Below are 24,045 nucleotides of genomic sequence, written 5' to 3'. Positions count from 1 at the left end.
TACTAAAAACTGTTGGGCAACCCTCTATTTTACGACACCTGCCCAAAATTCACGCAAAAATGCCGGAAACGAAGCAAAAAAAGCCAGCTGCCCCCAAAAAACCAGCCGCCACCGCCGAGAGCAAGCTTGCCAAGCTTGGCCTGCGCACGGACATGGACCTGGTGCTGCACCTCCCCATGCGCTATGAGGATGAGACGGAAGTCCTGACCATCCGTGAAGCCTGCATGCGCGGCGGTGAAGTGTCGCAGGTGGAAGGCGTGGTCACCTCCAACGAGATCGCCTACAAGCCGCGCCGCCAGCTGCTGGTGCATATCGCCGACGAAACGGGCGACATCCAGCTGCGCTTCATGAATTTCTACGGCAGCCAGGTCAAGCAAATGGCCGAAGGCACTCGCGTACGGGCGCGCGGCGAAGTGCGGCACGGCTTCTTCGGCGCCGAGATGGTGCATCCGGCTTACAAGATCGTGAACGAAGGAGCGCCGCTGCCGACGTCCCTGACGCCGGTCTACCCTTCAGGCGAAGGCTTGTCGCAACTGGTGCTGCGCCGCGCGATCGCGGACGCGATGAAGCGCGTGGACTGGACCGACACCCTGCCGCCCGAGATCATCAAGACCATGCGCCTGCATCCGCTTGAAAACGCGGTGCGCATCCTGCACTACCCGCCCGCGGAAGTCGACGAAAACGCCCTGATCGACCGCTCCCACCCAGCCTGGACCCGTGTCAAGTTCGATGAACTGCTGGCGCAGCAGCTGTCACTGAAACGGGCGCAACGCGCGCGCCGCGCCAAGGGTGCCGCGGTGCTGGGCAAGGTCGGCACGCTGTCGTCCGCTTTCGAAGCCTCGCTGCCGTTCAAGCTGACCAAGGCGCAGCAGCGCGTGCTGAAAGAGATCCGCGCCGACATCAAGCAGCCCTATCCGATGCAACGCCTGCTGCAAGGCGACGTGGGCAGCGGCAAGACCATCGTGGCCGCGCTGTCCGCCGCGCAGGCGATCGACAGCGGCTACCAGGCCGCGCTGATGGCGCCGACCGAGATCCTGGCCGACCAGCATTTCCGCAAGATCGCCGCCTGGCTGGAACCGCTGGGCGTGAAGGTCGCCTGGCTGACCGGCAGCCTGAAAAAGAAAGAGAAGGAAGCCGCCTACGCGCTGGTGGAATCCGGCGCAGCGCAACTGGTGATCGGCACCCACGCCATCATCCAGGACGCGGTGCAGTTCGCAAAACTCGGCCTGGTGATCGTGGACGAGCAGCACCGCTTTGGCGTCGGCCAGCGCCTGACCTTGCGCAACAAGGGCAATGGCGACCATGTGCCGCACCAGCTGATGATGTCGGCCACGCCGATCCCGCGCACGCTGGCGATGACCTACTATGCCGACCTGGAAGTTTCGGTGATCGACGAGCTGCCGCCCGGCCGCACGCCCATCGTCACCGCCGTGGTCGACCAGAATCGCCGCGACGAAGTGATCGCCCGCGTGCATGCGGCCGCGCAGGAAGGGCGCCAGGCTTACTGGGTCTGTCCGCTGATCGAGGAATCGGAAGCGCTGCAACTGCAGACTGCCACCGAGACGTACGAAACCCTGGCCGCCGCCCTACCCGACTTGCGCGTCGGCCTGGTGCACGGTCGCCTCAAGCCTGGCGAAAAAGCGCAAGTGATGGATGCTTTCGCCGCGGGCGAGATCCACGTACTGGTCGCGACGACGGTAATCGAAGTCGGCGTCGACGTGCCGAATTCCTCATTGATGGTGATTGAGCACGCCGAGCGATTCGGCCTGTCGCAACTGCACCAGCTGCGCGGCCGCGTGGGACGCGGCTCGGCAGCTTCGGTCTGCCTGCTGCTGTACCAAAGCCCGCTCGGTCCCGTCGCCAAGCAGCGCCTGATGACGATGCGGGAAACCACCGACGGTTTCGAGATTGCGCGCCGCGACCTCGAAATCCGCGGCCCCGGCGAGTTCCTGGGTTCGCGCCAGTCCGGCCAGGCCATGCTGCGCTTCGCCGACCTGGAGACGGATGGCTGGCTGGTCGACCAGGCGCGCGACGTGGCGCACGCCCTGCTGCACGAAGCGACGCCCGCCAATACTGCCACGGTGGAGGCCCACCTCGAACGCTGGCTGGGCGGGCGCGAAGAATTCCTGAAAGTTTAACGCGCCGCCGGCTGCTCGAAGATGCAGCCGACGTAGGCTTGCACGACTACCTGCATGCGCTCGGTGTTGCCGATCTGCCCCGGAAAGCGGGTTGCCGTCTGGTTGGCGCACAGGTCGCCGCGCCGGTTGATCCGGTCCACGCACTCGGCTTCGGACAAGCCATATTTATTGCGTGCGCAGGATTTCTCCAGCTTGCCGCCCAGGTTTTTCAACATGCTGACATCCGCGCCGGATGCTTTCAACGCACCATTTGCGACTGCCGTATCGGCCGGCGATGCCGCTGCAACACCACACGTCAGCGCCAGCAGCAGCGCACCCAAAGTCAACGTTTTAGCCATGTTCTAGTTCCTGCCTGTCGGCGTTGCGACCAGGGATTCCACCTCCGCGGTCAGTGAAATAATGCGCGGGACGCCATCGACCAGCGCGATCTCGGCCTTCTGCTTGCTGAGCGACTCCATGCGTTCGCCCGGCAGCAGCACGACTTCTTTCGCGACATCGCGCGCCGTAGCGCTGTGGCCATTGGCGGACAGCGATACCTCGCGCTTGCTGACCTCATAGGTCGACTGGAGCTGTACCCTCCACAGTCCTTCCAGCATGGCCTTGTACTCGTCCACGCTCATGCGCGACAATCCGCCGCCGCGGCCCGGCATCGACACCATGATCATCGCGTTCGGTGCGAAATTGGCCATCATGCGGTCGGCGTCGTGGCGCTGGACCGAGGTTTCAACATTTCCCATCACGGTGAGGACTTCCGCCTCGGTCAGCCGCTTGTTGCTGCATGCAACCGTGGCGGCAACCACCGTGATAACTATTGCAAGTTTTTTCATATACGCAATGATACATTATGTGACACGTGTCGCATAAACTCCTTGCCTTCATGCGACACATGTCGCACAATGCCGTCATACGTCACAAGGAGCCCTATGGCCATTCCATCCATTACCGAATTAACGCTGCTCAAGGCACTTTGGAAACAGCATCCGCTCAGCGCCCGTGAAATCCATGAGCGCGTGGAAGAGGAACTGGCCTGGTCATACTCGTCCACCCGCAAAACCCTGGAACGGATGCTTGAGAAAGGCATGATCAGCCTGCATTCCATCCACGGTATGAACGTATACGCGCCAGTCCTCGAAAAGGTTGAAACGCTGGCTGCATTTGCCCATGATTTCAGCCATCGGGTGATGGAAATGAACGCGCCGCTGCCCGTCAACATGTTCACCGGCTCCAAGCTGGTGAACCAAAACGAGCTGAAAGAGCTGGAGCAGTTGCTGAGCGAATGGCCGGAAGAGAAGGAGTAAGACGATGTTCGCCTTAGTCTTCCTGCAAGCGAGCCTCGCCAGCTTGCTGGCCGGCGCCGGCGCCTGGCTCCTGCTGCGCAGTGTCGCCCGCGCCTGGCCCGGACTCGAAGCGCGCCGCGCGCCCTGGCTGTTGGGCGTGGCTGCGGTGGCCGGCACCCTGGCGCTGGGCTTGCTGCCCGGCACTGCTCGCCTGAGCTTGGTCCCCGCCATCGAACTGCCCGCCGTGCCGGCTTCCGCCGGCCTGGCCGATGCTTCCCGCAGCGCCGCTGGCGGCAGCGACTCCGCTTCCGGCGAGGATGGCGCAGTCGACGGCCACGGCGCCACGCCTGTCGCGCCGGCGCCGGCCCTGCTCTGGCTGGGCTACGCCTGGCTTGTGCTCTACTGCGCCGGCCTGGCCAGCGCCGCCGCACGCTGGCGGCACGCCAAACGCCGCCTCGGCGCATTGATCGCGGCCGCGCAGCGGCTGGACCGTTTCGACCTGGCCGCCCATCCCGGCTTCGCCAGCCTGCAACGCACGCTGCCGGAAGTGCGCGAAATCGACGCCCCGATCGCACCCATGCTGGTCGGCCTGGCCCGCCCCATCCTGCTGCTGCCGCGCCACCTGCGCGATTTCGATCCCATCCAACAACGCCTGGTGGCCGAGCACGAACTGACCCACCTGGCCCGGCGCGACCCGCTGTGGATGCACGCCAGCGTCCTGCTGCAAGCCATCCAATGGTTCAACCCGATGGTAGCCCGCCTGGGCCAGCGCATGGCATGGGCGCAGGAACTGGGCTGCGACCGCAGCGTGCTGCAAGACCGTCCCGCCACCCAGCGCCGCGCGTATGCCACCGCGCTGGTCGCACAATTGCGCATGCAGGCCGCGCCCGGACATGACGCCGCCCTCGCGTTTGGCGGCCGCGTGGCGGACGCCGTCGCCGCCCGCATCGGCATGGTCCGTGATGGCGTGCCCGCCATGCCGCGCGCCGTAGCAGGCGCCTTGAGCTGGGCGGCGCTGCCTGCGCTGCTTGCCGCCAGCGTGCTGCTGCAGCCGGCCCTGGCGTGGCGCCTCGATGCCTCACCACCAGCCCGCGCAGCCGAGGCGGCGCCGGCCAGCCTGCCCCGCTGGCAAGCCCCGATGGAAAGCCTGCGCGTCAGCGCCTTCTTCGGCATCCTGCACGCACCCACCGGGCGCCGGCATGGCGGCATGGACTTCGCCGCCCGCACCGGCACCCCCATCGTCGCACCGGCGGACGGCATCATCGTCGCCTCAACCAGCAACTACATGGGCGAAGAAAAGTGGGGGGAACTGGTGGCGATCGAACACGCCAACGGCCTGCGCTCCCTGTACGCCCACATGGACAAGCGCCTGGTCAAGGAAGGTGAGCGCGTCGTCGCCGGCCAAGCGATCGGCACCTCCGGCGCCAGCGGCAAAGTCACCGGCCCTCACCTGCACATGGAGGTCAGCCGCAACGGCCGGAACATCGATCCGCAAGCCTTGATCGGCAACCTGGAAGCCAACGCCACCCGGACCGCGCTGCAACGCCTGAAGACCAGCCGCTCCAGCTAACCATTCCCGCCGCCGCACAAATGCCGCGCACGCCCGGCAGTGGCGGCGCTCGCCCTGAGGAAACGCAATGAAGAGCACCATAGTCATGCTGGCAGCCGCGCTGGCAGCCCAAGCCGCGCCCGCCCAGCCCGTCGTCGAGATCAAAGCGGTGCGCCTCGACCAGCGCAAGGAAGATACCGCCAGCACCCTGGTGCTGACCCGGGAAGAATTGGCCGCGCACGGGGACCGTACCGTGGCTGACGCCCTGCGCCGGCTGCCCGGCATCACCATCAGCGACAGCGCTGGCATCCGCATGCGCGGCCTGGGCAAGGGCTACACGCAAATCCTGCTGAACGGCCAACCCGCCCCCAACGGCTTCGCGCTGGACAGCCTGGCGCCGGAAGTGATCGAACGGGTCGAAGTGATGCGCACCGCTTCCGCCGTCCTGGGCACGCAAGGCATCGCGGGCACGATCAACATCGTGCTGCGCAAATCCGTCAACCGCGACACACGGGAAATGCAGCTCGGAATGGATGGCCTGCATGGCGCATGGTCGCCGCGCCTCAGCGCGCAATCGACCGGCAAGGCCGAGGGATGGTCGCACAACGTCAGCGCTGTCCTGTCGCGCAGCAGCACGCCTGCCGACCGCACCATTACCGACAGCGCGCCCGGCATGCTGCGCACCATCCGCTCGCACGAGGACAACGCCGGCGAATCGCTCAACCTCAGCCCGCGCCTGAACTGGACTACCGCCGCCGGCGACAGCTTTGCGCTGCAAACCATCGCCACCGTCAACCGCCGCGATATCCGTTACCACGCGCAAGAAGAAGTGCAGCTCGGCCAATCCGGCGACTTTGCCGGCGTGCGCAGCCGCTTCCGCATGCGCGGCTATTTCCTGCGCAGCGAACTGACATGGCAACGCACGCTGGCCGGCGGTGCGCAATGGGAGCTCAAGCTGGGCGGCAACCAGGCGCCGCGCGGCACCGATTTCGATTTCGCCGGCTTGCCGCTGGCCGCTCCCGGCCCCACCCTGCGCCACGTCGATGGCGACATACGCGAACACGGCTTCAACTACGGCGGTAAATACTCCCACCCGCTCGGCAACGGGCATGCACTGGTGGCGGGCTGGGACGGCTCCGCCATACAGCGCATGCAAACCCGCATCGAGCACGAGTACCACCACACCGGCGCGCTGAACTTCCTGCGCGACGACCGCTACGACGGCCGCATCGAACGCCTGGCAGCCTTTGCGCAGGATGAATGGAAGCGCGACGCGGACGCCTGGTCCGCCGGCCTGCGCTGGGAAACCATGCGCACCGAAGCGCATGACCGCCACACCGCCCCGGTGCAACAGCGCAGCACCGTCGTCAGCCCGGTGCTCGAGTGGATGCGCACGCTGCCTGGCGACAGCCAGTTGCGCCTGGGCGCCAGCCGCAGCTACAAGGCGCCCAATATGCTCGACCTGATCCCGCGCCGCTTCACTGCCGACAACAACAACAGCCCGACCAATCCGGATACGCAGGGCAATCCCTCCTTGCGGCCCGAATTGGCGTGGGGTCTCGACGCCGGCATCGACTACTACTTCGGCAAGGACAGCCTGCTCAGCGCCAGCATCTACGCGCGCCGCATCGACAATGTGATCCTGTCCACCCTGTACCGCGACGGCGAACGCTGGATCAGCATGCCGGCCAACCAGGGCAGCGCCCGGGTGCATGGCTTCACGCTTGAGTGGCGCATGCCGCTCGCGGCGTCACTCTCCATGCGCGCCAACCTCACCTTCAACAGCTCGCGCCTCGACAGCGTGCCCGGGCCCGACAACCGGCTCGCAGCGCAAACGCCACTGAGCGGCGTCGCTGCCCTCAGCTACAAGCGCAGCGCGCTGACGCTGGACGCCGAGTTCTCCTACGAAGCCGGCGGGCCGAGCCGCGAGTCGGCCACCTTCACTTCAAGCGCGCCTTACCAGCGCAAGCTGGACCTGCGCGCCACCTGGAAGCTGTCGCCACGCCAGGAGTTCCGCCTTGCCTTGTCCGATGTGCTGCATCCCGACCGCGCCAGCACCGATCGCTATGAGGGTTTGGCCTGGCGCCAGACCATTATCGGCACGCGCGGCGGCACCAGCTTGAGGCTCAACTTCAAGCAGAACTTCAACTAACGAAAGAAACCTTGTCTGTTCCTTACGTATTTGCCAGATTGCATCTTATTATGCGAAACTCGTCCGCTATGCCGAAGATTACCCACCTCCTCCTGATGGCCGTGCTGGCCGCCGCCAACGTCATGCAGCCTGCAGTCGCAATGCCTGAGCCATTGGACATTCCGCCGCCGCAGGAAGAGAAAGAAACGAAAGAATCGCTGCTGCAGCAGTGGCGCCTGCCGCTGGAAGGTGGCCGTGTCAGCAGCTTCTTTGGCGCCGCACGCGGCCGCCGCGCCCACGGCGGCATCGATTTCTCCGTGCCGCACAACACGCCGGTCATGGCGACCAATGATGGCACCGTGGTGGCATCAAGCATGGGCTACCTGGGCGACCGCAAGTACGGCAACGTGGTGGTGATTGAACATGAGGGCGGGCTGCGCTCGCTGTACGCCCACCTGAACAAGCGCAATGTGAGTGTCGGCGACACCGTGGCAGCCGGCGAATTGATCGGACTGTCCGGCGCTACCGGCCGTGCCACCGGTCCTCACCTGCACCTGGAAGCCTACCAGGACGGCACCCGCATCGACCCGAACCGCTTCATGCTGGCCAACCTGGAAGACAACGCCCTGCCATCGGCCATGCACGCCAAGCGCACTGGTGTGGAAGAAGTGCCGCCGGCGCCGCACAAGGCCGGCAAGGGCAAGAAAGGCAAGGCCTCGCGCGTCGCCAGCGACAAGGCCTCGAAAAAGAAAACGCAGGTCGCCCAGAAAACCGGCAAGTCCCGCAAACAGGCTTAACGCGGCTTATCCTCGTTCAGGGCAGAGATCAGGGCATTGTAGTTCAAGCCCTCTTGCAGCCGCTTGCCGCGCACCACGAACAGGGGGAAACCGGTGCCATGCAGACGGTCGAACTGGTCCTTGCAAAACAAATCACCCTCAACGTTGCAATCGGTATAAGGAATATCGTTGGCAGCGAAGGTTGCCTTCGCTTCCTTGCAATAGCCGCACCATGGGGCGGAATACAGCATGATATCGGTCCGCTTGGCACCCGCCGCAGCGGACTGCAAGCGCTCTTCAACCGTTTCCATCATCGTATTGCCAGCGGCATCCGGCCCGCGCATCTGCGTAAAGTATTTGGAGACAGCCCATCCGACCACAACGACCAGGGCGATCTTGACCAGCGGACCCCAATCCCAGCCCTGCTTTACCTGCACCGGCGCCGAGGCATAGCGGCTCGCCGCGGATGGGGATGGCTCATTGGCTTTTGTATAACACACACCGCAAGCAGGACATTGCCACTCCGGATTGGTGGCATCGGGCGGCCGCACGTGGCTGCACTTGGGACAGATAACGGTCTTGGACATTGCCAGGATTATAAGCAAAGATAGATGCGGTTGGCCAGGTCGAGCATGAAGGCCGGCTGCAGGTAGGCCAGGAACGCCAGCGCCAGCACGGTCGCAACGAAGGCCCAGAGTCCGATATGGAGCAGCCGCTGCTTCATGTCACGCCGCCTTCAGGCCCGGTCCGCTGCGCACCAGCGGGCGCTCGTCGATCGGCAGGTTGGCCAGGCCGGCGAAGATGCCGAGGCCGAGCGTGATGCCCCACACCACGTCATAGCTGCCCAGCCTGTCGAACAGGTAGCCGCCCAGCCACACCCCGATGAAGCTGCCCACCTGGTGCGACAGGAACACCACGCCGGCCAGCATCGACATATGCTTCAAGCCGAACACACCGGCGATGATGCCGTTGGTGAGCGGCACCGTGGCCAGCCACAGGAAGCCAATGGCTGCGGCAAACAGGTAAACCGACCACTGCGACAAAGGGGCCAGCAGGAACAGGCCGATCACCACCGAGCGGGCAAAGTAGATCGAAGAGAGCAGGTAGCGCTTCGGCATGCGGCCGCCGAGCTGGCCGGCGGTGAACGAGCCGAAGATGTTGAACAGGCCGATCAGCGCCAACGCCATCACCGCCACGCCCGGCGTGGCAATGCCCTTGTCCTTCAGGTAGGCCGGCAGGTGGGCGCCGACGAAGACCAACTGGAAGCCGCATACGAAATATCCTGCCACCAGCAGCATGAAGGAACGGTTGCCCATTGCTTCGCGCATGGCCTCGCCCACGCTCTGGTGGGCGCCGCCGGCCGCCACAGCGTGTTTCGGCTCGCGCAGGAAGGCTGTCATGGGAATCATCAGCAGGAACACCACGCCGGCCAAAGCATAGAAGGCGTGCTGCCAGCCGATGGAAGAGATCAGGTGCTGCTCGACGGGCATCATCAGGAACTGGCCGAACGAGCTGGCCGCGCCCGACACGCCAAAGGCCCAGGAGCGCTTTTCCACCGGCGCCGCGCGGCCGATGATGCCGCTCACCGCGCCAAAGGCGGTACACGCCAGGCCGAGGCCGATCAACACGCCCGAGCCGATGATGAACAGGGTCGGCTGCGTCACCGTGGCCATCCACAGCAAGCCTGCCATATAGGAGAAGGCGCCGGCGATCACAACGCGCTGGGTGCCCCAGCGGTCCGCCACCATGCCGGCGAAGGGCCCGAAGGCGCCCCACATCAAGTTTTGCAGCGCCAGGGCCAGCGAATAGGTTTCGCGCGTCCAGCCATTGGCCTGCGAAATCGGCTGCATCCAGAAGCCGAAGCCGTGGCGCACGCCCATCGACAGCGTCAGCACGACGCCGGTCGTGAGCAAGATCGTCTTGAGATTGAGTTGGCGGTCGTTGCTGGTCATGGCGGCATCCTGGCTGGCTAAGAGGGCCAGTGTAAAGGATGCCGCCGAATCCTGCTGGCGGCCGCCAAAAACGGCTTTAGCGCTTCCAGTAGCTCATGCGGCCACTCATGGTGATCGTGCCGGCGCCGGTCGCCATGTCTTCGCTACCCTGCAGTTGGCCGCCGCCCGAGGCAAATATGTACTGGCCGGTGCCGCCGGTAATCTGGAAGGTGGCGCCGCTGAAGACGTAGTTGGAGCCTTGGCCGGTCGGCACGAACTGGCCGCTATAGTTCGCATACAGCTGGTCGCCGGACATGGTCATCACGATGAAGCGGCCGCGGTTGAAGTTGAACACGGGGCCGTCCGGGGTAATGCAATCGTTGGCGACAAAGGCCACGCGTCCCAAGAGGGGGCTGCTGCCGTGGCCGGTGATGGTGCCGCCGAACTTGGAGGGGCAGCGGGCCGACGGTCCAGGGATTTCCTGGATCACGCCGGTTACTTGAATATCTGTCGTAACCCATTGTGCCGAAGCGGCGCCAGATGCCAATGCCAGCGCCATTCCGCCCGCCAGCTTCAGGATTGCTTGATGCATACCACCCTCCACCCAAAGTTAAAAATACGATAATAACTTTATGGCAATTTAAAGGGCTAATGGTTTTTTGTAAAGAGTTGTCGCGTGTGGCGTGCGCGACAATCGCGCCTCAATCCACGCTGTAGCGCACTCCAAGCTGGGCCCTCAGCTCATCCAGCACGCCCATCAGCGCAACGCTTTCGTCGAGCGGCATTTCCGGGCTCTCCAGCAAGCCCTCGCGCAGGCAGCGCCCTACTTCCAGCGCTTCGTGCGCGTAGCCGTTGCCGATGCGCGGGAAGTGGAATTCGCGTTCGGAACCATCATTTAAGGCAATGGTGAAGTGCTCGGCATGATGGAAACGTCCGTGCAAGCGCAGGAAGCCCTTGTCGCCGCAAACGCTCAGCGTGGCCGGAGTGCGCGAATTCAGGCTGCAGCTACAGGCAGACAGCGAACCGTCCTCATGGTGCAGCACGAAGTTGGCCTGCATGTCGACACCGGCGGGCGTCAGTTCGCCGAAACCGCGTGCCTCCTTGATGGCGCCAAGGAAGAACGCCGCCATCGATAGCGGGTAAATGCCCAGGTCGAGCAGCGCCCCGCCGCCCAATGCAGGGTTGAACAGGCGATGCTCAGGGCCGGCATTGGCCACGAAGCCCAGGTCCGCCTGCAGGTTGCGCACATTGCCGATCTCGCCCATGTCGATCATGCGCCTGGCTTCAAGAATCGCCGGCTGGAAGCGGGTCCACATCGCCTCCATCACGAACAACTTGCGCTCGCGCGCCAGGTCCACGATCTCCTGCGCCTCGCGGCGGTTCAGGGTGAAGGCCTTTTCAACCAGCAGCGCCTTGCCGCCCTTCAGGCACATGATGGCGTTTTGATGGTGCATGGCGTGCGGTGTGGCGATGTAGATCACATCCACGCCATCGTCGTCGGCCAACGCCTGGTAGTCGCCGTGGGCGCGTGTTACGCCATATTCCCCGGCGAACTCGGTAGCGCTATCCAAGCTGCGCGAGGCAACCGCCGCCAGCTCGACATCGGGCACCTCGCGCAGTGCCGTGGCGAAGGCCTTGGCGATCTTGCCGGTGCCGAGGATGCCCCAGCGAATAATCTTGTCCATTCAAAGCTCCTGTTCAAGCGGCCTTCCGCTTCGGGCGGAATACCGTGTCGTCTGCATAAAAAGCGTCATCCTGCTGCGGCCACCAGCCGGGAACGCCGAGCACCGGCAACGGCGTGAAGCCACTCTTGGCCAAACCCTCGCCGGCCAGGCGCGCCGCTTCCTCGCGGTCCAGCCATGCCCGGCGGCCCACTCCGTCCAGCGCCCAATACGCGTCGGCCGCCAGCACCACGCGGGTGTGGGCGGTGATCGCCTTGTAAGGCGCCACCAGCTTTTCCATCAGCGCGTGGCCGAACAGCCAGAGTTCGGCGTCGCGGCCGAACATGGCTGCGCGCTCCACGAAGGCTTCGCGCCAGCGGTGGTTGCGCAAGGCATCCACCAGCGCCTCGCCTTCGGCGTCGTCGCGCACCACCAGCAGCGCCGAGTTTTCGTCGTAGATAGTAGCAGCATCGCGCGCGGGGCCGCGCGATTTGCCCACGCCATCCTGCGCAATCTGCCCGGCCTGCAAGGCGTTGAGCTGGCGCTTGATGCGTGGGAAGGTCAGCCACACCAGGCCGTTGAAGAAGTCGTGCAGGTTGTCGCGGGTGGGCACCTGGCCGGTGGCGCCGATGAATTCCTCGTAGGCTGTGCCTTCAGGGAGCGCGGCCTGCGGCACGAAGCGCAGCGGCTGGCCTGCATGGTTGACCAGCGCCAGCGCAACCGCCTGTTCGCAGAACGGCTGGACGACGCTGGGCAGGGAGAGGTCGATGCGGGAGGCCGCTTCCCGCACCGAGGCGTACCAGGCGCGGGACCAGTCGATCTCCGGCAACACTTAGGCCATTTTCCAGTTGATCGTTTCGCCGGCGTTCAGCGGAATCAGCTTGGAGTCGCCGAATGGCAGGTCGGCCGGCAGCGTCCACTGCTCGCGCTTCAGGGTGATGCTGCCCTTGTTCGGTGCCAGGCCGTAGAAGGCCGGGCCGTTCAGGGAGGCGAAGGCTTCCAGCTTGTCCAGTGCACCGGCGCGGGCGAAGGCTTCGGTGTACAGCTCCATCGCGTGCAGCGCGGTGTAGCAGCCGGCGCAGCCGCAGGCCGCTTCCTTGGCGCCCTGCGCGTGCGGCGCGGAGTCGGTGCCGAGGAAGAATCGCTCATCGCCGCTGGTTGCCGCAGTCACCAGCGCCAAGCGATGCTCTTCGCGCTTCAGCACCGGCAGGCAGTAGTAGTGCGGGCGAATGCCGCCCTTGAAGATCTCGTTGCGGTTGTACAGCAGGTGGTGGGCGGTGATGGTGGCGGCGATCGGGCCTTCCGCTTCCGCAACGTATTGCGCGGCGTCCTTGGTGGTGATGTGCTCGAACACGATGTTCAGCGCCGGCAGGTCCTTGCGCAGCGGGCGCATCACGCGCTCGATGAAGACAGCTTCGCGGTCGAACAGATCGATGTCCTGGTCGGTCACTTCGCCGTGCACCAGGAAAGGCATGCCAACTTCCTGCATGGTTTCCAGCACCTTGTAGCATTTGGCCAGGTCGGTCACGCCAGCGTCGGAGTTGGTGGTGGCGCCGGCCGGGTACAGTTTGACCGCGTGCACGAAACCACTGTCGGCGGCGCGGATGATTTCGTCCGGCGCAGTGTTGTCGGTCAGGTAGAGCGTCATCAGCGGCTCGAAGTCCATGCCCTGCGGCAGGGCGGCCAGGATGCGGTCGCGGTAGGCGGCAGCCTGCGCCACGGTGGTGACAGGAGGTTTCAAATTTGGCATCACGATCGCACGGCCGAACTGGCGCGCGGTGTCCGGCAGGACGCTGGCCATGGTGGCGCCGTCACGCAGGTGAAGGTGCCAGTCGTCCGGGCGGGTGATGGTGATGCTGTGCGGGATCTCGAAGTCACTCATGGCTGAAGGCTTTCAATAAACGAATCCCGCCATTTTACCTGTTGAACCGAAGCTGCCGCGAGAATGTGCGATATTGGCGTTTCCCCCAAATCCTTTGAGGAGGCAAGCAATGGCTAGCAAGAACACAGTCTGCCTTTGGTACGATGGCGATGCGCTTGACGCCGCCACCTTCTACGCAAAAACCTTTCCCGACAGCTCGCTTGGCGCAATCACCAGGGCGCCGGGAGACTACCCGGACGGCAAGCTGGGCGATCCCCTCGTGGTCGAATTCACGGTTGCAGGCATTCCCTGCATCGGCCTGAACGGCGGCCCGCATTTCAAGCACAGCGAAGCTTTCTCATTCCAGGTCCTGACCGAGGACCAGGCGGAAACCGACCGTTTGTGGAACGCCATCGTTGGCAACGGCGGACAGGAAAGCGAATGCGGCTGGTGCAAGGACCGCTGGGGCCTGTCCTGGCAGATCACGCCGCGCGTGCTGATGCAGGCGATTGCCGACCCGGATCGGGCGGCGGCCAAGCGGGCTTTCGACGCGATGATGGAAATGAAAAAGATCGACGTCGCAAAGATCGAGAAGGCCTGGCGCGCTCCCGCTTAAGCTTCAGGCGGCGCCGGATGCTCCTCCGCGTAGCGGCGCGCAGATTCCAGCATCGCATCCAGTTGGCTGCGGTCGTAGACCTTGCCATGGCTGACCACCATGCGCACCTTGCGGGTGTTGGCGATATCCTGCAGCGGATTGGCGTCCAACACCAGCAGGTCGGCAGCCTTGCCCTTGGCAACCGCACCGTAGCGTTCCAGCTTGCCGAGGAAACGCGCGCCATTGATCACTGACGCCCGCAGCGCCTGCTGCGGCGTCAATCCGTATTTGACGAAGATGCCCAATTCGTCGTGCAGGCCCCGGCCCGGATAGTCGAAGGAATTCAGGAAGCCCGCGTCGGTCCCGGCGATGATGTTGACGCCTTCCTGCTGCAACAGCGGCAGCAGCGATGCCGCTTTTTCGTAAGCTGCGTGGCGATAGGCGATCGCGGCCGCATCATCCTTTGCCGCGCGCTGCACGCGCCACTCATAGGTCTTGCGCAAGCCCTTGCCGATGTACTTCAGGTAGGGATCGTTGGCGTGGTCGTCCTGATCCAGGTAGGCGGTGACTTGCGAGCCCACCAGGGTCGGGGTGATCGACATGCCGGCCGCCGCCATGCGGCGGAAGGTGACGCGCGCCGTGGCCTCGTCGAAACTCTCCAGGCTGGCGCGCATCGCCTCGCGGCCCGTCATCTTGCCTTCTGCGACTTGCGCGGTCAGTTCCGCTTCACGCGGGGTGGCGCCGCGCAGGGCGTACGATTGGTGTTCGATGCTGCCCAGGCCCGCCTGCATGACCTGGTCCAGCGTAAGCTGCACCGGCAGGTGTCCGGAAGTCTGCATGCCGCGTGCCTGGGCCTGGCGTACCGCTTCCAGGAAAATCTCCGGCCTCATGGTGTTCTCGGTGATCTTCACGAAATCAACGCTGCGCGACTGCAGGTAGTCCAGCGCCTTGCTGACTTCCTCCGGCGTGCCGACTTCAATGGTGCCTTTCCACAGCGGCTTGTAGCCTTCCAGTTTCGGGCCGGATGCCAGGATGGTCGGACCAGGCAGCTTCCCCTGGTTGATCAGGTCACGCCAATCGAGTACGGTGTCGGACAAGTCGCCCGCGCAGTCGCGCACGGTGGTGATGCCGTGCGCCAGGTAAAGCCCCAGCAGCTGCTTGTTCTCCTCGATCAGGGCAGGACCGCCGCCGAAGTGCACGTGGGTGTCCCACAGGCCGGGCATCAGGTATTTACCGGGCAGCCTGACGGTGCGTTTGGGTGAATAGTCTTTCAACTTTGTGTTGTCGACAACGGCAATAATGTCGCCGCCCTTCAACAGCACGGCCTTGCCTCGCACCAGCTGCCCGGAAGCCACGTCGACAATCGTCGCCTGCGTCAGCGCCACGTCCGCAACCACACGTCCCGCAGCCTGCGCGCTACCGAACGCCCCCAGCACCAGCAAGGCGCCAACCGAAAGTTTAGTCATCGTCATGCGCCACATGGTACACACCTGGCAGCGCGCGCACCAGGCAACAAAACAAAGTGGTACACCCCTGCTACATGCCGAAACATGGCGAAAGGCCCGGCTTGGCAGGACCTTCGGGTTCCCCTGCCAGCCCTGTCGGGGAGAAGTGCTGAAATTGACCATTTAAGCGTGCTGAGCAAGCCGTTTTCAGCAGTTTTCAGCACTTGAAACACGGTGTTCCAGCACTTCCCACAGACAGGCAGCGCATGGTCACTGGATGATCGCGATGCGTCGCTGCATGCGGCGCACCAGCCAGGACAGAAGCGTGCACAGGATGAAGTAGACCAGTGCCACGAACACATACATTTCGACCAGGCGTCCGTCGCGCTGGGCAATCTTGCTGGCGGCACCGACGAAGTCAGGGACCGACAGCACATACACCAGCGACACGTCCTGGAACAGCACGATGGTCTGCGTCAGCAGTACTGGCAGCATGTTGCGGAAGGCCTGCGGCAGCACGATCTGCGACATGGTTTGCCAGTAGTTCATGCCCAGCGCCTGTGCTGCGTGAACCTGCCCTTTGGAAATGGCCTGTATGCCGCCACGCATGATCTCGCAGTAGTAGGCGGCCTGGAACAACGTGAAGGTAATCAGCGCGGACATGAACGTACCAACCTTCACCGGTTCGGAGGCGCCGATCATCCATGCGGCGATGTAGGGCACCAGGAAGTAGAACCAGAAGATCACCAATACCAGCGGCACCGCGCGCACCAGGTTCACGTAGCCGGCGGCAGCGAGCGACAGCACGCGCAGCGAAGACAGGCGCGCCATCGCCAGCAAGGTGCCCAGCAGCACGCCGCCCAGCATGGCCAGCACAGTGAGCTTGAGCGTGAACACCATGCCGACCCGGAACAGGTAGACCCACGAATTGCCGATCACGCTGAAGTCGAAGTTCGCAAACATCACGCGGCCCTCCGTGCCTCGCCGCCCAGCGTGCCGCGCAACGCGAGGCGATGCTCAAGCAGCGTCATGCCGGCAACAACAATGATGTTGGCGACCACGTAGATAACGGTGGCGGCGGCAAACGCCTCAAAGATCTGGAAGGAGAATTCCTGCATCGAGCGTGCGCTGGCAGTGAGCTCCATCAAGCCGATCGTCAGCGCGACGGAACTGTTCTTGATGATGTTGAGGAACTCGCTGGCCAGCGGCGGCAGCACGATGCGCAAGCCAAGCGGCAGCAACACGTATTCGTAGGCCTGCGCGCGTGACAGTCCCAGCGCCAGAGCCGCCAGCCGCTGGCCGCCGGCCAGCGCATTGATGCCGGCGGCCACCTGTACCGCAACGCGCGCGGAAGTGAAGAAGCCCAGGCACAGCACCGCCGTCACAAAAGGCGCGTTCGGCAGCGCCTTGAGCCAGTCGCCCGCCGCGCGCGGCAGCAGTTCGGGCAGCACGAAGAACCAAAGGAACATCTGCACCAGCAGCGGAATATTGCGGAACACTTCCACCCAGCAGATGGCGAAGCGGCGCAGCCAGCGATTGGGCGCGGTGCGCAGCGTGCCGACCGTGACGCCCAGCGCCAGCGCGATCACCCAGCCGGCCAGTGAAGTCGCCAGCGTCCACGCCAGGCCGGACCACAGCGTATCCCAATAACTGTGCACACCGTCCGGGGACAGTTCCCAGAAGATGTGCCAGTTCCAGTTGTAATGCATGCTATCTGTATGCAGCGGGATCCGGCGAATCGGTCGGCTTGGCCAGCACTGCTTTCAATGTGGCCGGCATCGGGAAGTTCAGGTTCACGCCGCGCGGCGGAATGGGGCTCATGAACCATTTCTTGTAGATGCGCAGGATTTCGTCCGACTGGTAGACCTTGCGCAGCGCCTCGTCGACCGACTTCTTGAACGGCATATCGTTCTTGCGCATCATGATGCCGTAGGGTTCCACCGACATCGCCTCCTTGCTGACGGCAAAATCGACCGGCGCCTTGGAGGTCGCCACCTGTGCCGCCAGCAGGATATCGTCGTTGGCCTCCGCCTCGGCACGCCCCGTTTCCAGCATCAGGAACGATTCCGGATGGTCTTTGCCGATCAGGATCTTCATACCAAGCTTGCGCTCATTATTCATGATCGTCATCTGCTTCAGCGTAGTAGTGCCGGCGGTAGCCACCAATACCCTGCCCTTCATGTCGTCCATCGTCTGGATATTGGCCGACTTCTTGGCCAGCAAGCGGCTGGAGATCACGAACATGGTCGGCGCGAACGCCACCTGCTGCTGGCGCTCCGCATTATTGGTGGTGGAGCCGCATTCAAGATCGATGGTGCCGTTGGCCATCAGCGGAATGCGGTTGGCGGAGGTGACAGGGTTATAACTCACCTTCAGTCCCGGCATCGCCAGCTGCGTTTTCAGGTGCTCGACGACTTTCAGGCACAGGTCCACCGAATAGCCCTGGTACTGCTGCTTGTCATCGAGATAAGAGAAGGGGATGGAGCCATCGCGAACACCCAGCACCACCTGGCCGGTGCGCTTGATCTTGGCCAGCGTGCCGGTCGGTTCCTGGGCGCTGGCCGCGGCGGCCAGGCATAAAAGGGGAAGCAGGCGCAGAAAGGTCATGGTGTCCTCCGCTGGCGGGGACGTTGACCCGCCCTGTTAGTGGATGATACGCGCTAAAAAGTCCCGTGCGCGCTCGGAACGGGGCGCGCCGAAGAATTCGTCCTTGCCGCAGTCTTCCAGGATACGGCCTTGGTCCATGAAGACCACGCGGTTGGCCACCTTGCGGGCGAAACCCATTTCGTGGGTCACTACCATCATGGTCATGCCATCCTGCGCCAAGCCAACCATCACATCCAGCACTTCATTGATCATTTCCGGGTCCAGGGCGGACGTCGGCTCGTCGAACAGCATGGCAATCGGGTCCATTGCCAGGGCACGGGCGATGGCCACGCGCTGCTGCTGGCCGCCGGACAGCTGGTTCGGGTATTTGTCCTGGTGCGCCAGCAGGCCGACGCGGTCGAGGTATTGCAGGCCCTTTTCATTGGCTTCCTCCTGCGAGCGGCGCAGCACCTTGACCTGGCCCAGGGTCAGGTTTTCGCGCACCGTCAGGTGGGGAAACAGCTCGAAATTCTGGAACACCATGCCGATCCGGGCGCGCAAGGCAGACAAGTCGGTGCCTTTGGCGCCCACTGAGGTGCCATCGACAATAATTTCGCCCTGCTGGAAGGGTTCCAGGCCGTTTACCGTCTTGATCAGGGTCGATTTGCCCGAGCCGGACGGTCCGCAGATCACCATGACGTCGCCTTTGGCCACCTCGGTGCTGCACTCCGTGAGCACCTGAAAGTTGCCAAACCATTTACTTAAGTCTTTAATTGCGATCATCTTTTTTGGGTTTCAGCAGTTTTATTCTTGCTTGACAGTGGCCTAGAACCGCAAGGATACTTCGGGACTTGCTTAATAGCTCATCAAAGAGCTATTCATTCTAACGGCAAATCCGCCCTACTTCAGGAATCTTGCTTATGGCCAACAAAAACCGCCTGACCACTTACATCCTCGTCGGCCTGGCGTTGGGTATCCTCACCGGCTACGCCATCAATGTCTCGCAAGCGGCGCCACAAGCGGCCAGCTTTGCGGACTATATGTCCCTCATTACCACCATGTTCCTGCGCCTGATCAAGATGATCATTGCGCCGCTGGTGTTCTCAACCCTGATGGTCGGCATCGCCCGCATGGGCGACACCAAGGAAGTAGGCCGGGTCGGTATCAAGACCCTGGGCTGGTTCTTCATCGCGTCCGTGCTGTCGCTGACGCTGGGCCTGGTGATGGTCAACCTGTTCCGTCCGGGTGACGCGCTGCTGGGCCATATCCCGGCTGACGGTGCTGCCGCTGCCGCCGCGCTGCAAACGTCCAGCCTGTCGCTGAAAGAATTCATCACCCACCTGATTCCATCCTCGATCATCGACGGCATGGCCAAGAACGAGATCCTGCAGATCGTGGTGTTCTCGCTGTTCTTCGGCACCGCGGCTGCCGCCGTGGGCAAGAAAGCGGAACCGCTGGTCGACGCGGTCGACGGCGTGGCGCACATCATGCTGAAGGTCACCGGCTACGTGATGCAATTCGCACCGTTCGCCGTGTTCGCCGCGGTTGCCGGCACCATCGCCAAGAGCGGCGTGGGCGTACTGCAAACCTACGGCGTGTTCATGGCGGAGTTCTACCTGTCCATCGCGGTGCTGTGGGCCATCCTGATCTTCGCCGGCTTCCTGTTCCTGGGCAAGCGCGTGATGAAGCTGATGTCGGAAGTCAAAGAGCCAACCCTGCTGGCCTTCTCCACCGCTTCCTCGGAAGCCGCCTTCCCGAAAACGCTGGAAGGACTGGAGCGCTTTGGCGTGCGTAACCGCATTGCAGCCTTCGTGCTGCCGATCGGCTACTCCTTCAACCTGGACGGCTCGATGATGTACTGCACCTTTGCGACGGTATTCATCGCGCAGGCTTACGGCATCAATATGGACCTGGGCACCCAGATCACCATGATGGCGGTGCTGATGCTGACCTCCAAGGGCATGGCCGGCGTACCGCGCGCATCGCTGGTGGTGATTGCCGCGACCCTGACCCAGTTCAAGATTCCGGAAGCGGGCCTGGTCCTGTTGCTCGGCATCGACCACTTCCTGGACATGGCACGTTCCGCCACCAACGTCGTCGGCAACTCCATCGCCACCGCCGTGGTGGCGAAGTGGGAAGGCGAGCTGACCAGCACCGACGACAGCGAACTGTCCGACCGCCCACTGCCATAAGGCATCAAGCCTCCAACATAAAAGTCGGGGTCAGCTCTGGCAATCGGACATTTATTTCGCATGCGAAATAAATGTCCGATTGCCAGAGCTGACCCCGACTTTCTTTATGCACTGTTCTTCAGCAGCTGGTGGTAGAAGCGGATCATGTCCGCGTAGCCCTTTACCGACATGCGCTCATTGGTGCCGTGGAAGCGCGGCAGGTCTTCGGGCTGGGCCCGTACGGGGCCGAACTTCAGCACGCTGTCGCTCATGCCGTCGAAGTAGCGCGAGTCGGTGGCGCCGATCATCAGGCCGGGTGCGACCACGACGTCCGGAAATACCTGGCGGATGGTGCGGTTCACTGCAGTGAAGGCTGCGCCGTCCTGGCGTGCCACGCGCGACGCTTCGGTATTGAAGTCGCCGTCGGGCGTGATGCGGATCTTGTCGTTGCCGATCACCTGGTGCATATGCTGCTCAACGCCTGCCAGCGTATCGCCCGGCAGCAGGCGGAAATTGACGGTGGCGCTGGCGGTGCCCGGCAGGACATTGTCCTTCACGCCGGCGTTGACGATGGTCAGCGCAGTTGTGGTGCGCACCAGCGCATTCACGCTCGGCGTCTTGGTCAGCATCCGTTCCAGCATGGGCTTGAACAGCCAGAAGTTCGACAGCGCCACCCGGTTCATGCCCGTCATTTCCGGTGCCATCGTCTCGAAGCTTTGTTGCGGCAGGCCGGCCATGCGCACCGGCAGCGGGTTCGCTTCCAGCGCGGCCAGGGCCTTGCTCATCATGCCGATGGCGGTGTCCTGCGGCGGCATCGAGGAATGGCCCGGCGCGGTTTCCAGCTCCAGCTTGTAGCTGGCGTAGCCCTTCTCCGCCACGCCAACCATGGCGGCGCCGGGCTGCAGGCCCGGGACCATGCCGTGCACGATCATCAAGCCTTCATCGAGCACGTAGTCGAGCTTGACGCCGCGCGACTTGAGCAGCTCGGCGATCTTCGCGGCACCGCGCTTGCCGCCGACTTCTTCATCGGCGCCGTAGGCCAGGTAGACGGTGCGGCGCGGCTGGAAGCCGCTTGCCAGCAGCATTTCGATGGCTTCCATCTGGGCATACAGGTTGCCCTTGTCGTCCCACGAGCCGCGGCCCCAGATGAAACCATCGCGCACCACGCCGGCGAAGGGCTGCTGCTGCCAGTTCTTTTCCGTGCCGGGCGCGATCGGCACCACGTCCTGGTGCGCCATCCACATCACCGGGGCCGCCTTGGCGTCACTGCCTTGCCAGGTGTAGAGCAGGGCCTTGCCGTTGACGTTCTCGCGTTTCAGCGCGGCGTGCAGGCGGGGGAAGCTGGCTTGCAGGTGGGCGTGCAGCTTGTCGAATTCGGCGGCGTTGGCGTCGGCATTCTTGTACTCGGAAATAGTGACGAAGCGAAGGGCTTCACCCAGGCGCTGCGCCGCCGCAACTTCATCGATCGCCAGCGCTTGCGCCTTCTCCACTACCAGCTGCTTGCTGCCGCTTCGCACTGTGTTGACGCCGACTGCGACTGCCAGCACACCAATTGCAGCAAAGGCTACCGCAAGAACCTTCTTCACCGCCATCCCCGTCCTCCTGTCAGTTGACCAACTCGCCGCTAACCGGCGAAGCCTGTTCCTGCTCGCCGCGTGCTTGCTGGCGCTCCCACATCTGGGCGTACAGGCCTTCGCGCGCCAACAAGGCCGCGTGCGTGCCGCGCTCCACAATCTTGCCGTGGTCGAGCACCAGGATCTGCTGGGCGTCGGCGATGGTGGAAAGGCGGTGAGCGATCACCATCGTCGTGCGGTTCTTTGCGATCTCCTTCAATTGCGCCTGGATCGCCTGTTCGGCTTTGGAATCCAGCGCGGAAGTCGCTTCGTCGAAAATCAGGATGGCGGGATTCTTCAACAGCGTACGCGCTATCGCCACGCGCTGCTTCTCGCCGCCGGACAATTTCAGGCCACGTTCGCCGACCATGGTTTCGTAGCCGTCCGGCAGGCTGGCAATGAAGTCGTGGATCGATGCCGCGCGCGCGGCGGCAATGATCTCGTCCTTGCTGGCGCCGGGGCGGCCGTAGGCGATGTTGTATTCGATGCTGTCGTTGAACAGCACCGTATCCTGCGGTACGATGCCGATCGCATGGCGCAGCGAGTGCTGCGTGATGTCGCGCAGGTCCTGGCCATCGATCGTAATGCTGCCGCTGTTCACTTCATAGAAGCGGTACAACAGGCGCGATAGCGTGGACTTGCCCGATCCGCTGTGCCCCACCACGGCCGTCGTGGTGCCGGCCGGGATGGCGAAGTCCACGTCGAACAGGATCTGGCGCTTGGGGTCGTAGCTGAAGTCCACGTGGTTGAAGCGCACTTCGGCGCCTTGCGGCTGCAGCGGCTTGGCGTGCGCCGCGTCGTCGACTTCGCGGTTCTCGTCCAGCAGCGAGAACAGGCGCTCCATATCGGCCAGGCTTTGCTTGATCTCGCGGTAGATCACGCCCAGGAAGTTGAGCGGGATGTAGAGCTGGATCATGAAGGCATTCACCAGCACCAGGTCGCCCAGCGTCATCGTGCCGTCGATCACGCCTTGCGTCGCGCGCCACAAGATCAGCGTCACCGCAATCGCGATGATGGCTGACTGGCCGGTGTTCAGCAGCGACAGCGATGTCTGCGATTTGACCGCGGCCTTCTCATAGCGCTGCAGGCCTTCATCGTAGCGATTCGCCTCATAGTCCTCATTGCCGAAGTATTTGACGGTCTCGTAGTTCAGCAGCGAGTCGATGGCCTTGGTGTTGGCCTTCGAATCGAGATCGTTCATGGTGCGGCGGAAGTGCGTGCGCCAGTTCGTCACGACGATGGTGAAGGTGATGTAGGTGACCAGCGCGGAGAAGGTGATCACCGAGAACCAGATGTCGTAATGCGTAACCAGGTAGCCCAGCACCAGCGTGATCTCGACCAGCGTCGGCAGGATATTGAACAATGTGTACGAGATCAGCGAACTGACGCCGCGCGTGCCGCGTTCGATATCGCGCGTCATGCCGCCGGTTTGGCGGTTGAGGTGGAAGCGCAGCGACAGCGAATGGAGGTGGCGGAACACTCTCAGCGCAATGGTACGCACAGCGCGTTGCGTCACCCGCGCGAACAGGAATTCGCGCAGCTCGGTGAACATGGTGGTCGACAGGCGCAGCAGGCCATACGCCACCAGCGTCGCCAGCGGCAGCACCAGCAGGGCGCGCGGGTCGCCCGCCTTGACGGTCATATCGTCGACCAATTGCTTCAGCACGACAGGCACGCCGACGTTGGCAGCCTTGGCGCCCACCAGCGCCAGCAAGGCTGCCAGCACGCGCCATTTGTATACCCACAAATAGGGCAGCAATGTTTTCAGAGTAGCAATGTCGCCGCGTTGCTGACCCGGCGGAGGTGGTGGAGTATTCGAATAACGTCGCATACGTGCGTGGGCTGGCTGGTTTAAAATCCCATCAATTGTAGTCCTTCATGAGAATTTGCGATGACCTCCCAAGAACAAACCTCCCGCGGCCTCCCACCTGGAAAGATGCCTGAACTGCGCGTGATGCCCTCGCCGTCCGACGCCAACGTGTATGGCGACGTTTTCGGCGGCTGGATCATGGCCCAGGTCGACATTGCGGGCTCCCTGCCCGCCACCCGCCGCGCCAACGGCCGCGTCGCCACCATTGCGGTGAACTCTTTCCTGTTCAAGCACCCGGTCTTCGTCGGCGACCTGCTGACCTTCTACGCCGACATCGTCAAGGTCGGCAATACCTCGATCACCGTCAACGTGGAAGTCTACGCAGAGCGCAACCGCCTGCAGGCCAATATCGTGAAGGTCACTGAAGCGACCCTGACCTACGTCGCCACCGGCCCTGACCGCAAGCCGCGCCCGGTGCCGCCGATCGAATCGCTGATGTAA

Annotated in this window: 24 protein-coding genes; 8 read left to right on the top strand and 16 right to left on the bottom strand. The window is 63.5% G+C overall.

Features of this window, described 5'->3' with window-relative positions; genetic code table 11:
* Positions 1–59: 59 nt before the first annotated feature.
* The gene (gene recG, locus BM269_RS27710) at positions 60–2,138 is read left to right on the top strand and encodes an ATP-dependent DNA helicase RecG (RefSeq protein WP_090445401.1); all 2,079 of its coding nucleotides are present in this window, start codon (positions 60–62) and stop codon (positions 2,136–2,138) included.
* On the opposite strand, the gene BM269_RS27705 is transcribed toward recG, so the two are convergent.
* Together BM269_RS27705 and BM269_RS27700 are read right to left on the bottom strand one after the other, a co-directional pair.
* A complete protein-coding gene (locus tag BM269_RS27705; RefSeq protein ID WP_090445398.1) occupies positions 2,135–2,476 on the bottom strand; it encodes a hypothetical protein in 342 nt (113 codons plus the stop codon). The genes recG and BM269_RS27705 overlap by 4 nt on opposite strands.
* A gap of 3 nt (positions 2,477–2,479) precedes the next feature.
* On the bottom strand, positions 2,480–2,965 hold the full coding sequence (locus BM269_RS27700) for a Cif family virulence factor (RefSeq protein WP_090445395.1): 486 nt from the start codon (positions 2,963–2,965) through the stop codon (positions 2,480–2,482).
* 96 nt (positions 2,966–3,061) lie between these two features.
* On the opposite strand from BM269_RS27700, the gene BM269_RS27695 reads away from it, so the two are divergent.
* From BM269_RS27695 to BM269_RS27680, 4 genes are all read left to right on the top strand, one after another.
* Complete coding sequence (locus BM269_RS27695; protein WP_090445392.1) at positions 3,062–3,436, top strand: BlaI/MecI/CopY family transcriptional regulator; 375 nt, start codon at positions 3,062–3,064, stop codon at positions 3,434–3,436.
* Positions 3,437–3,440: 4 nt separating this feature from the next.
* On the top strand, positions 3,441–4,985 hold the full coding sequence (locus tag BM269_RS27690; protein WP_090445389.1) for a M23/M56 family metallopeptidase: 1,545 nt from the start codon (positions 3,441–3,443) through the stop codon (positions 4,983–4,985).
* A 67-nt stretch (positions 4,986–5,052) separates the two neighbouring features.
* Positions 5,053–7,116: a TonB-dependent receptor plug domain-containing protein gene (locus BM269_RS27685; protein WP_090445386.1), complete on the top strand. Its 2,064-nt coding sequence runs from the start codon at positions 5,053–5,055 to the stop codon at positions 7,114–7,116.
* 68 nt (positions 7,117–7,184) lie between these two features.
* Positions 7,185–7,892 (top strand): M23 family metallopeptidase, encoded by a 708-nt coding sequence (locus tag BM269_RS27680; RefSeq protein ID WP_170860504.1) that lies wholly within the window; start codon positions 7,185–7,187, stop codon positions 7,890–7,892.
* On the opposite strand, the gene BM269_RS27675 is transcribed toward BM269_RS27680, so the two are convergent.
* The 7 genes from BM269_RS27675 to pyrC form a co-directional block, all read right to left on the bottom strand.
* Entirely contained in the window at positions 7,889–8,458 is a 570-nt protein-coding gene (locus tag BM269_RS27675; RefSeq protein ID WP_090445380.1) for a glutaredoxin family protein, read from the bottom strand. The two genes, BM269_RS27680 and BM269_RS27675, sit on opposite strands and share 4 nt — an antisense overlap.
* A gap of 8 nt (positions 8,459–8,466) precedes the next feature.
* Positions 8,467–8,595, bottom strand: coding sequence for a hypothetical protein (locus BM269_RS30020; protein WP_255372316.1), 129 nt, complete (start codon positions 8,593–8,595; stop codon positions 8,467–8,469).
* A gap of 1 nt (position 8,596) precedes the next feature.
* Positions 8,597–9,823, bottom strand: a complete 1,227-nt coding sequence (locus tag BM269_RS27670; RefSeq protein WP_090445377.1) for an MFS transporter — start codon at positions 9,821–9,823, stop codon at positions 8,597–8,599.
* A gap of 76 nt (positions 9,824–9,899) precedes the next feature.
* Positions 9,900–10,394 (bottom strand): hypothetical protein, encoded by a 495-nt coding sequence (locus BM269_RS27665; protein ID WP_090445375.1) that lies wholly within the window; start codon positions 10,392–10,394, stop codon positions 9,900–9,902.
* A gap of 109 nt (positions 10,395–10,503) precedes the next feature.
* Positions 10,504–11,487, bottom strand: a complete 984-nt coding sequence (locus BM269_RS27660) for a Gfo/Idh/MocA family protein (protein WP_090445372.1) — start codon at positions 11,485–11,487, stop codon at positions 10,504–10,506.
* A 13-nt stretch (positions 11,488–11,500) separates the two neighbouring features.
* On the bottom strand, positions 11,501–12,295 hold the full coding sequence (locus BM269_RS27655; protein ID WP_090445369.1) for a DUF3025 domain-containing protein: 795 nt from the start codon (positions 12,293–12,295) through the stop codon (positions 11,501–11,503).
* On the bottom strand, positions 12,296–13,345 hold the full coding sequence (gene pyrC / locus BM269_RS27650; RefSeq protein WP_090445366.1) for a dihydroorotase: 1,050 nt from the start codon (positions 13,343–13,345) through the stop codon (positions 12,296–12,298).
* 109 nt (positions 13,346–13,454) lie between these two features.
* Here pyrC and BM269_RS27645 point away from each other — a divergent pair, with 109 nt between their 5' ends.
* Entirely contained in the window at positions 13,455–13,940 is a 486-nt protein-coding gene (locus tag BM269_RS27645; protein ID WP_090445364.1) for a VOC family protein, read from the top strand.
* On the opposite strand, the gene BM269_RS27640 is transcribed toward BM269_RS27645, so the two are convergent.
* The 5 genes from BM269_RS27640 to BM269_RS27620 form a co-directional block, all read right to left on the bottom strand.
* Positions 13,937–15,385 (bottom strand): amidohydrolase family protein, encoded by a 1,449-nt coding sequence (locus tag BM269_RS27640; protein WP_229204828.1) that lies wholly within the window; start codon positions 15,383–15,385, stop codon positions 13,937–13,939. The two genes, BM269_RS27645 and BM269_RS27640, sit on opposite strands and share 4 nt — an antisense overlap.
* Before the next feature lie 249 nt (positions 15,386–15,634).
* Positions 15,635–16,327 (bottom strand): amino acid ABC transporter permease, encoded by a 693-nt coding sequence (locus BM269_RS27635; RefSeq protein ID WP_090445358.1) that lies wholly within the window; start codon positions 16,325–16,327, stop codon positions 15,635–15,637.
* Positions 16,327–17,073, bottom strand: a complete 747-nt coding sequence (locus BM269_RS27630) for an amino acid ABC transporter permease (protein ID WP_090445355.1) — start codon at positions 17,071–17,073, stop codon at positions 16,327–16,329. The genes BM269_RS27635 and BM269_RS27630 overlap by 1 nt, the downstream gene beginning before the upstream one ends.
* A 1-nt stretch (position 17,074) precedes the next feature.
* Entirely contained in the window at positions 17,075–17,971 is an 897-nt protein-coding gene (locus BM269_RS27625; RefSeq protein WP_090445352.1) for an amino acid ABC transporter substrate-binding protein, read from the bottom strand.
* 36 nt (positions 17,972–18,007) lie between these two features.
* Positions 18,008–18,733, bottom strand: coding sequence for an amino acid ABC transporter ATP-binding protein (locus tag BM269_RS27620; RefSeq protein WP_090445349.1), 726 nt, complete (start codon positions 18,731–18,733; stop codon positions 18,008–18,010).
* A 137-nt stretch (positions 18,734–18,870) separates the two neighbouring features.
* On the opposite strand from BM269_RS27620, the gene BM269_RS27615 reads away from it, so the two are divergent.
* Positions 18,871–20,142, top strand: a complete 1,272-nt coding sequence (locus tag BM269_RS27615; protein ID WP_090445346.1) for a dicarboxylate/amino acid:cation symporter — start codon at positions 18,871–18,873, stop codon at positions 20,140–20,142.
* Between the two features lie 104 nt (positions 20,143–20,246).
* Here BM269_RS27615 and BM269_RS27610 read toward each other — a convergent pair whose 3' ends face one another.
* Entirely contained in the window at positions 20,247–21,713 is a 1,467-nt protein-coding gene (locus BM269_RS27610; protein WP_090445343.1) for a M20 family peptidase, read from the bottom strand.
* A 13-nt stretch (positions 21,714–21,726) separates the two neighbouring features.
* The gene (locus BM269_RS27605) at positions 21,727–23,565 is read right to left on the bottom strand and encodes an ABCB family ABC transporter ATP-binding protein/permease (RefSeq protein WP_090445340.1); all 1,839 of its coding nucleotides are present in this window, start codon (positions 23,563–23,565) and stop codon (positions 21,727–21,729) included.
* A 60-nt stretch (positions 23,566–23,625) separates the two neighbouring features.
* Between BM269_RS27605 and BM269_RS27600 the strand changes: the two genes are divergently transcribed.
* Positions 23,626–24,045: an acyl-CoA thioesterase gene (locus BM269_RS27600; RefSeq protein ID WP_090445338.1), complete on the top strand. Its 420-nt coding sequence runs from the start codon at positions 23,626–23,628 to the stop codon at positions 24,043–24,045.

It is taken from the genome of Duganella sp. CF458 (assembly GCF_900113115.1).
Classification (GTDB): Bacteria; Pseudomonadota; Gammaproteobacteria; order Burkholderiales; family Burkholderiaceae_D; genus Rugamonas.
Note: the sequence above shows the minus strand (reverse complement) of the source record. Positions and strands in the feature narration are given on the sequence as shown.

Bases quoted from the DNA above. Each gene is read 5' to 3' on its own strand.
- recG (WP_090445401.1), top strand. From the start codon at position 60: ATGCCGGAAACGAAGCAAAAAAAGCCAGCTGCCCCCAAAAAACCAGCC.
- BM269_RS27705 (WP_090445398.1), bottom strand. From the start codon at position 2,476: ATGGCTAAAACGTTGACTTTGGGTGCGCTGCTGCTGGCGCTGACGTGT.
- BM269_RS27700 (WP_090445395.1), bottom strand. From the start codon at position 2,965: ATGAAAAAACTTGCAATAGTTATCACGGTGGTTGCCGCCACGGTTGCA.
- BM269_RS27695 (WP_090445392.1), top strand. From the start codon at position 3,062: ATGGCCATTCCATCCATTACCGAATTAACGCTGCTCAAGGCACTTTGG.
- BM269_RS27690 (WP_090445389.1), top strand. From the start codon at position 3,441: ATGTTCGCCTTAGTCTTCCTGCAAGCGAGCCTCGCCAGCTTGCTGGCC.
- BM269_RS27685 (WP_090445386.1), top strand. From the start codon at position 5,053: ATGAAGAGCACCATAGTCATGCTGGCAGCCGCGCTGGCAGCCCAAGCC.
- BM269_RS27680 (WP_170860504.1), top strand. From the start codon at position 7,185: ATGCCGAAGATTACCCACCTCCTCCTGATGGCCGTGCTGGCCGCCGCC.
- BM269_RS27675 (WP_090445380.1), bottom strand. From the start codon at position 8,458: ATGTCCAAGACCGTTATCTGTCCCAAGTGCAGCCACGTGCGGCCGCCC.
- BM269_RS30020 (WP_255372316.1), bottom strand. From the start codon at position 8,595: ATGAAGCAGCGGCTGCTCCATATCGGACTCTGGGCCTTCGTTGCGACC.
- BM269_RS27670 (WP_090445377.1), bottom strand. From the start codon at position 9,823: ATGACCAGCAACGACCGCCAACTCAATCTCAAGACGATCTTGCTCACG.
- BM269_RS27665 (WP_090445375.1), bottom strand. From the start codon at position 10,394: ATGCATCAAGCAATCCTGAAGCTGGCGGGCGGAATGGCGCTGGCATTG.
- BM269_RS27660 (WP_090445372.1), bottom strand. From the start codon at position 11,487: ATGGACAAGATTATTCGCTGGGGCATCCTCGGCACCGGCAAGATCGCC.
- pyrC (WP_090445366.1), bottom strand. From the start codon at position 13,345: ATGAGTGACTTCGAGATCCCGCACAGCATCACCATCACCCGCCCGGAC.
- BM269_RS27645 (WP_090445364.1), top strand. From the start codon at position 13,455: ATGGCTAGCAAGAACACAGTCTGCCTTTGGTACGATGGCGATGCGCTT.
- BM269_RS27640 (WP_229204828.1), bottom strand. From the start codon at position 15,385: ATGACTAAACTTTCGGTTGGCGCCTTGCTGGTGCTGGGGGCGTTCGGT.
- BM269_RS27635 (WP_090445358.1), bottom strand. From the start codon at position 16,327: ATGTTTGCGAACTTCGACTTCAGCGTGATCGGCAATTCGTGGGTCTAC.
- BM269_RS27630 (WP_090445355.1), bottom strand. From the start codon at position 17,073: ATGCATTACAACTGGAACTGGCACATCTTCTGGGAACTGTCCCCGGAC.
- BM269_RS27625 (WP_090445352.1), bottom strand. From the start codon at position 17,971: ATGACCTTTCTGCGCCTGCTTCCCCTTTTATGCCTGGCCGCCGCGGCC.
- BM269_RS27620 (WP_090445349.1), bottom strand. From the start codon at position 18,733: ATGATCGCAATTAAAGACTTAAGTAAATGGTTTGGCAACTTTCAGGTG.
- BM269_RS27615 (WP_090445346.1), top strand. From the start codon at position 18,871: ATGGCCAACAAAAACCGCCTGACCACTTACATCCTCGTCGGCCTGGCG.
- BM269_RS27610 (WP_090445343.1), bottom strand. From the start codon at position 21,713: ATGGCGGTGAAGAAGGTTCTTGCGGTAGCCTTTGCTGCAATTGGTGTG.
- BM269_RS27605 (WP_090445340.1), bottom strand. From the start codon at position 23,565: ATGCGACGTTATTCGAATACTCCACCACCTCCGCCGGGTCAGCAACGC.
- BM269_RS27600 (WP_090445338.1), top strand. From the start codon at position 23,626: ATGACCTCCCAAGAACAAACCTCCCGCGGCCTCCCACCTGGAAAGATG.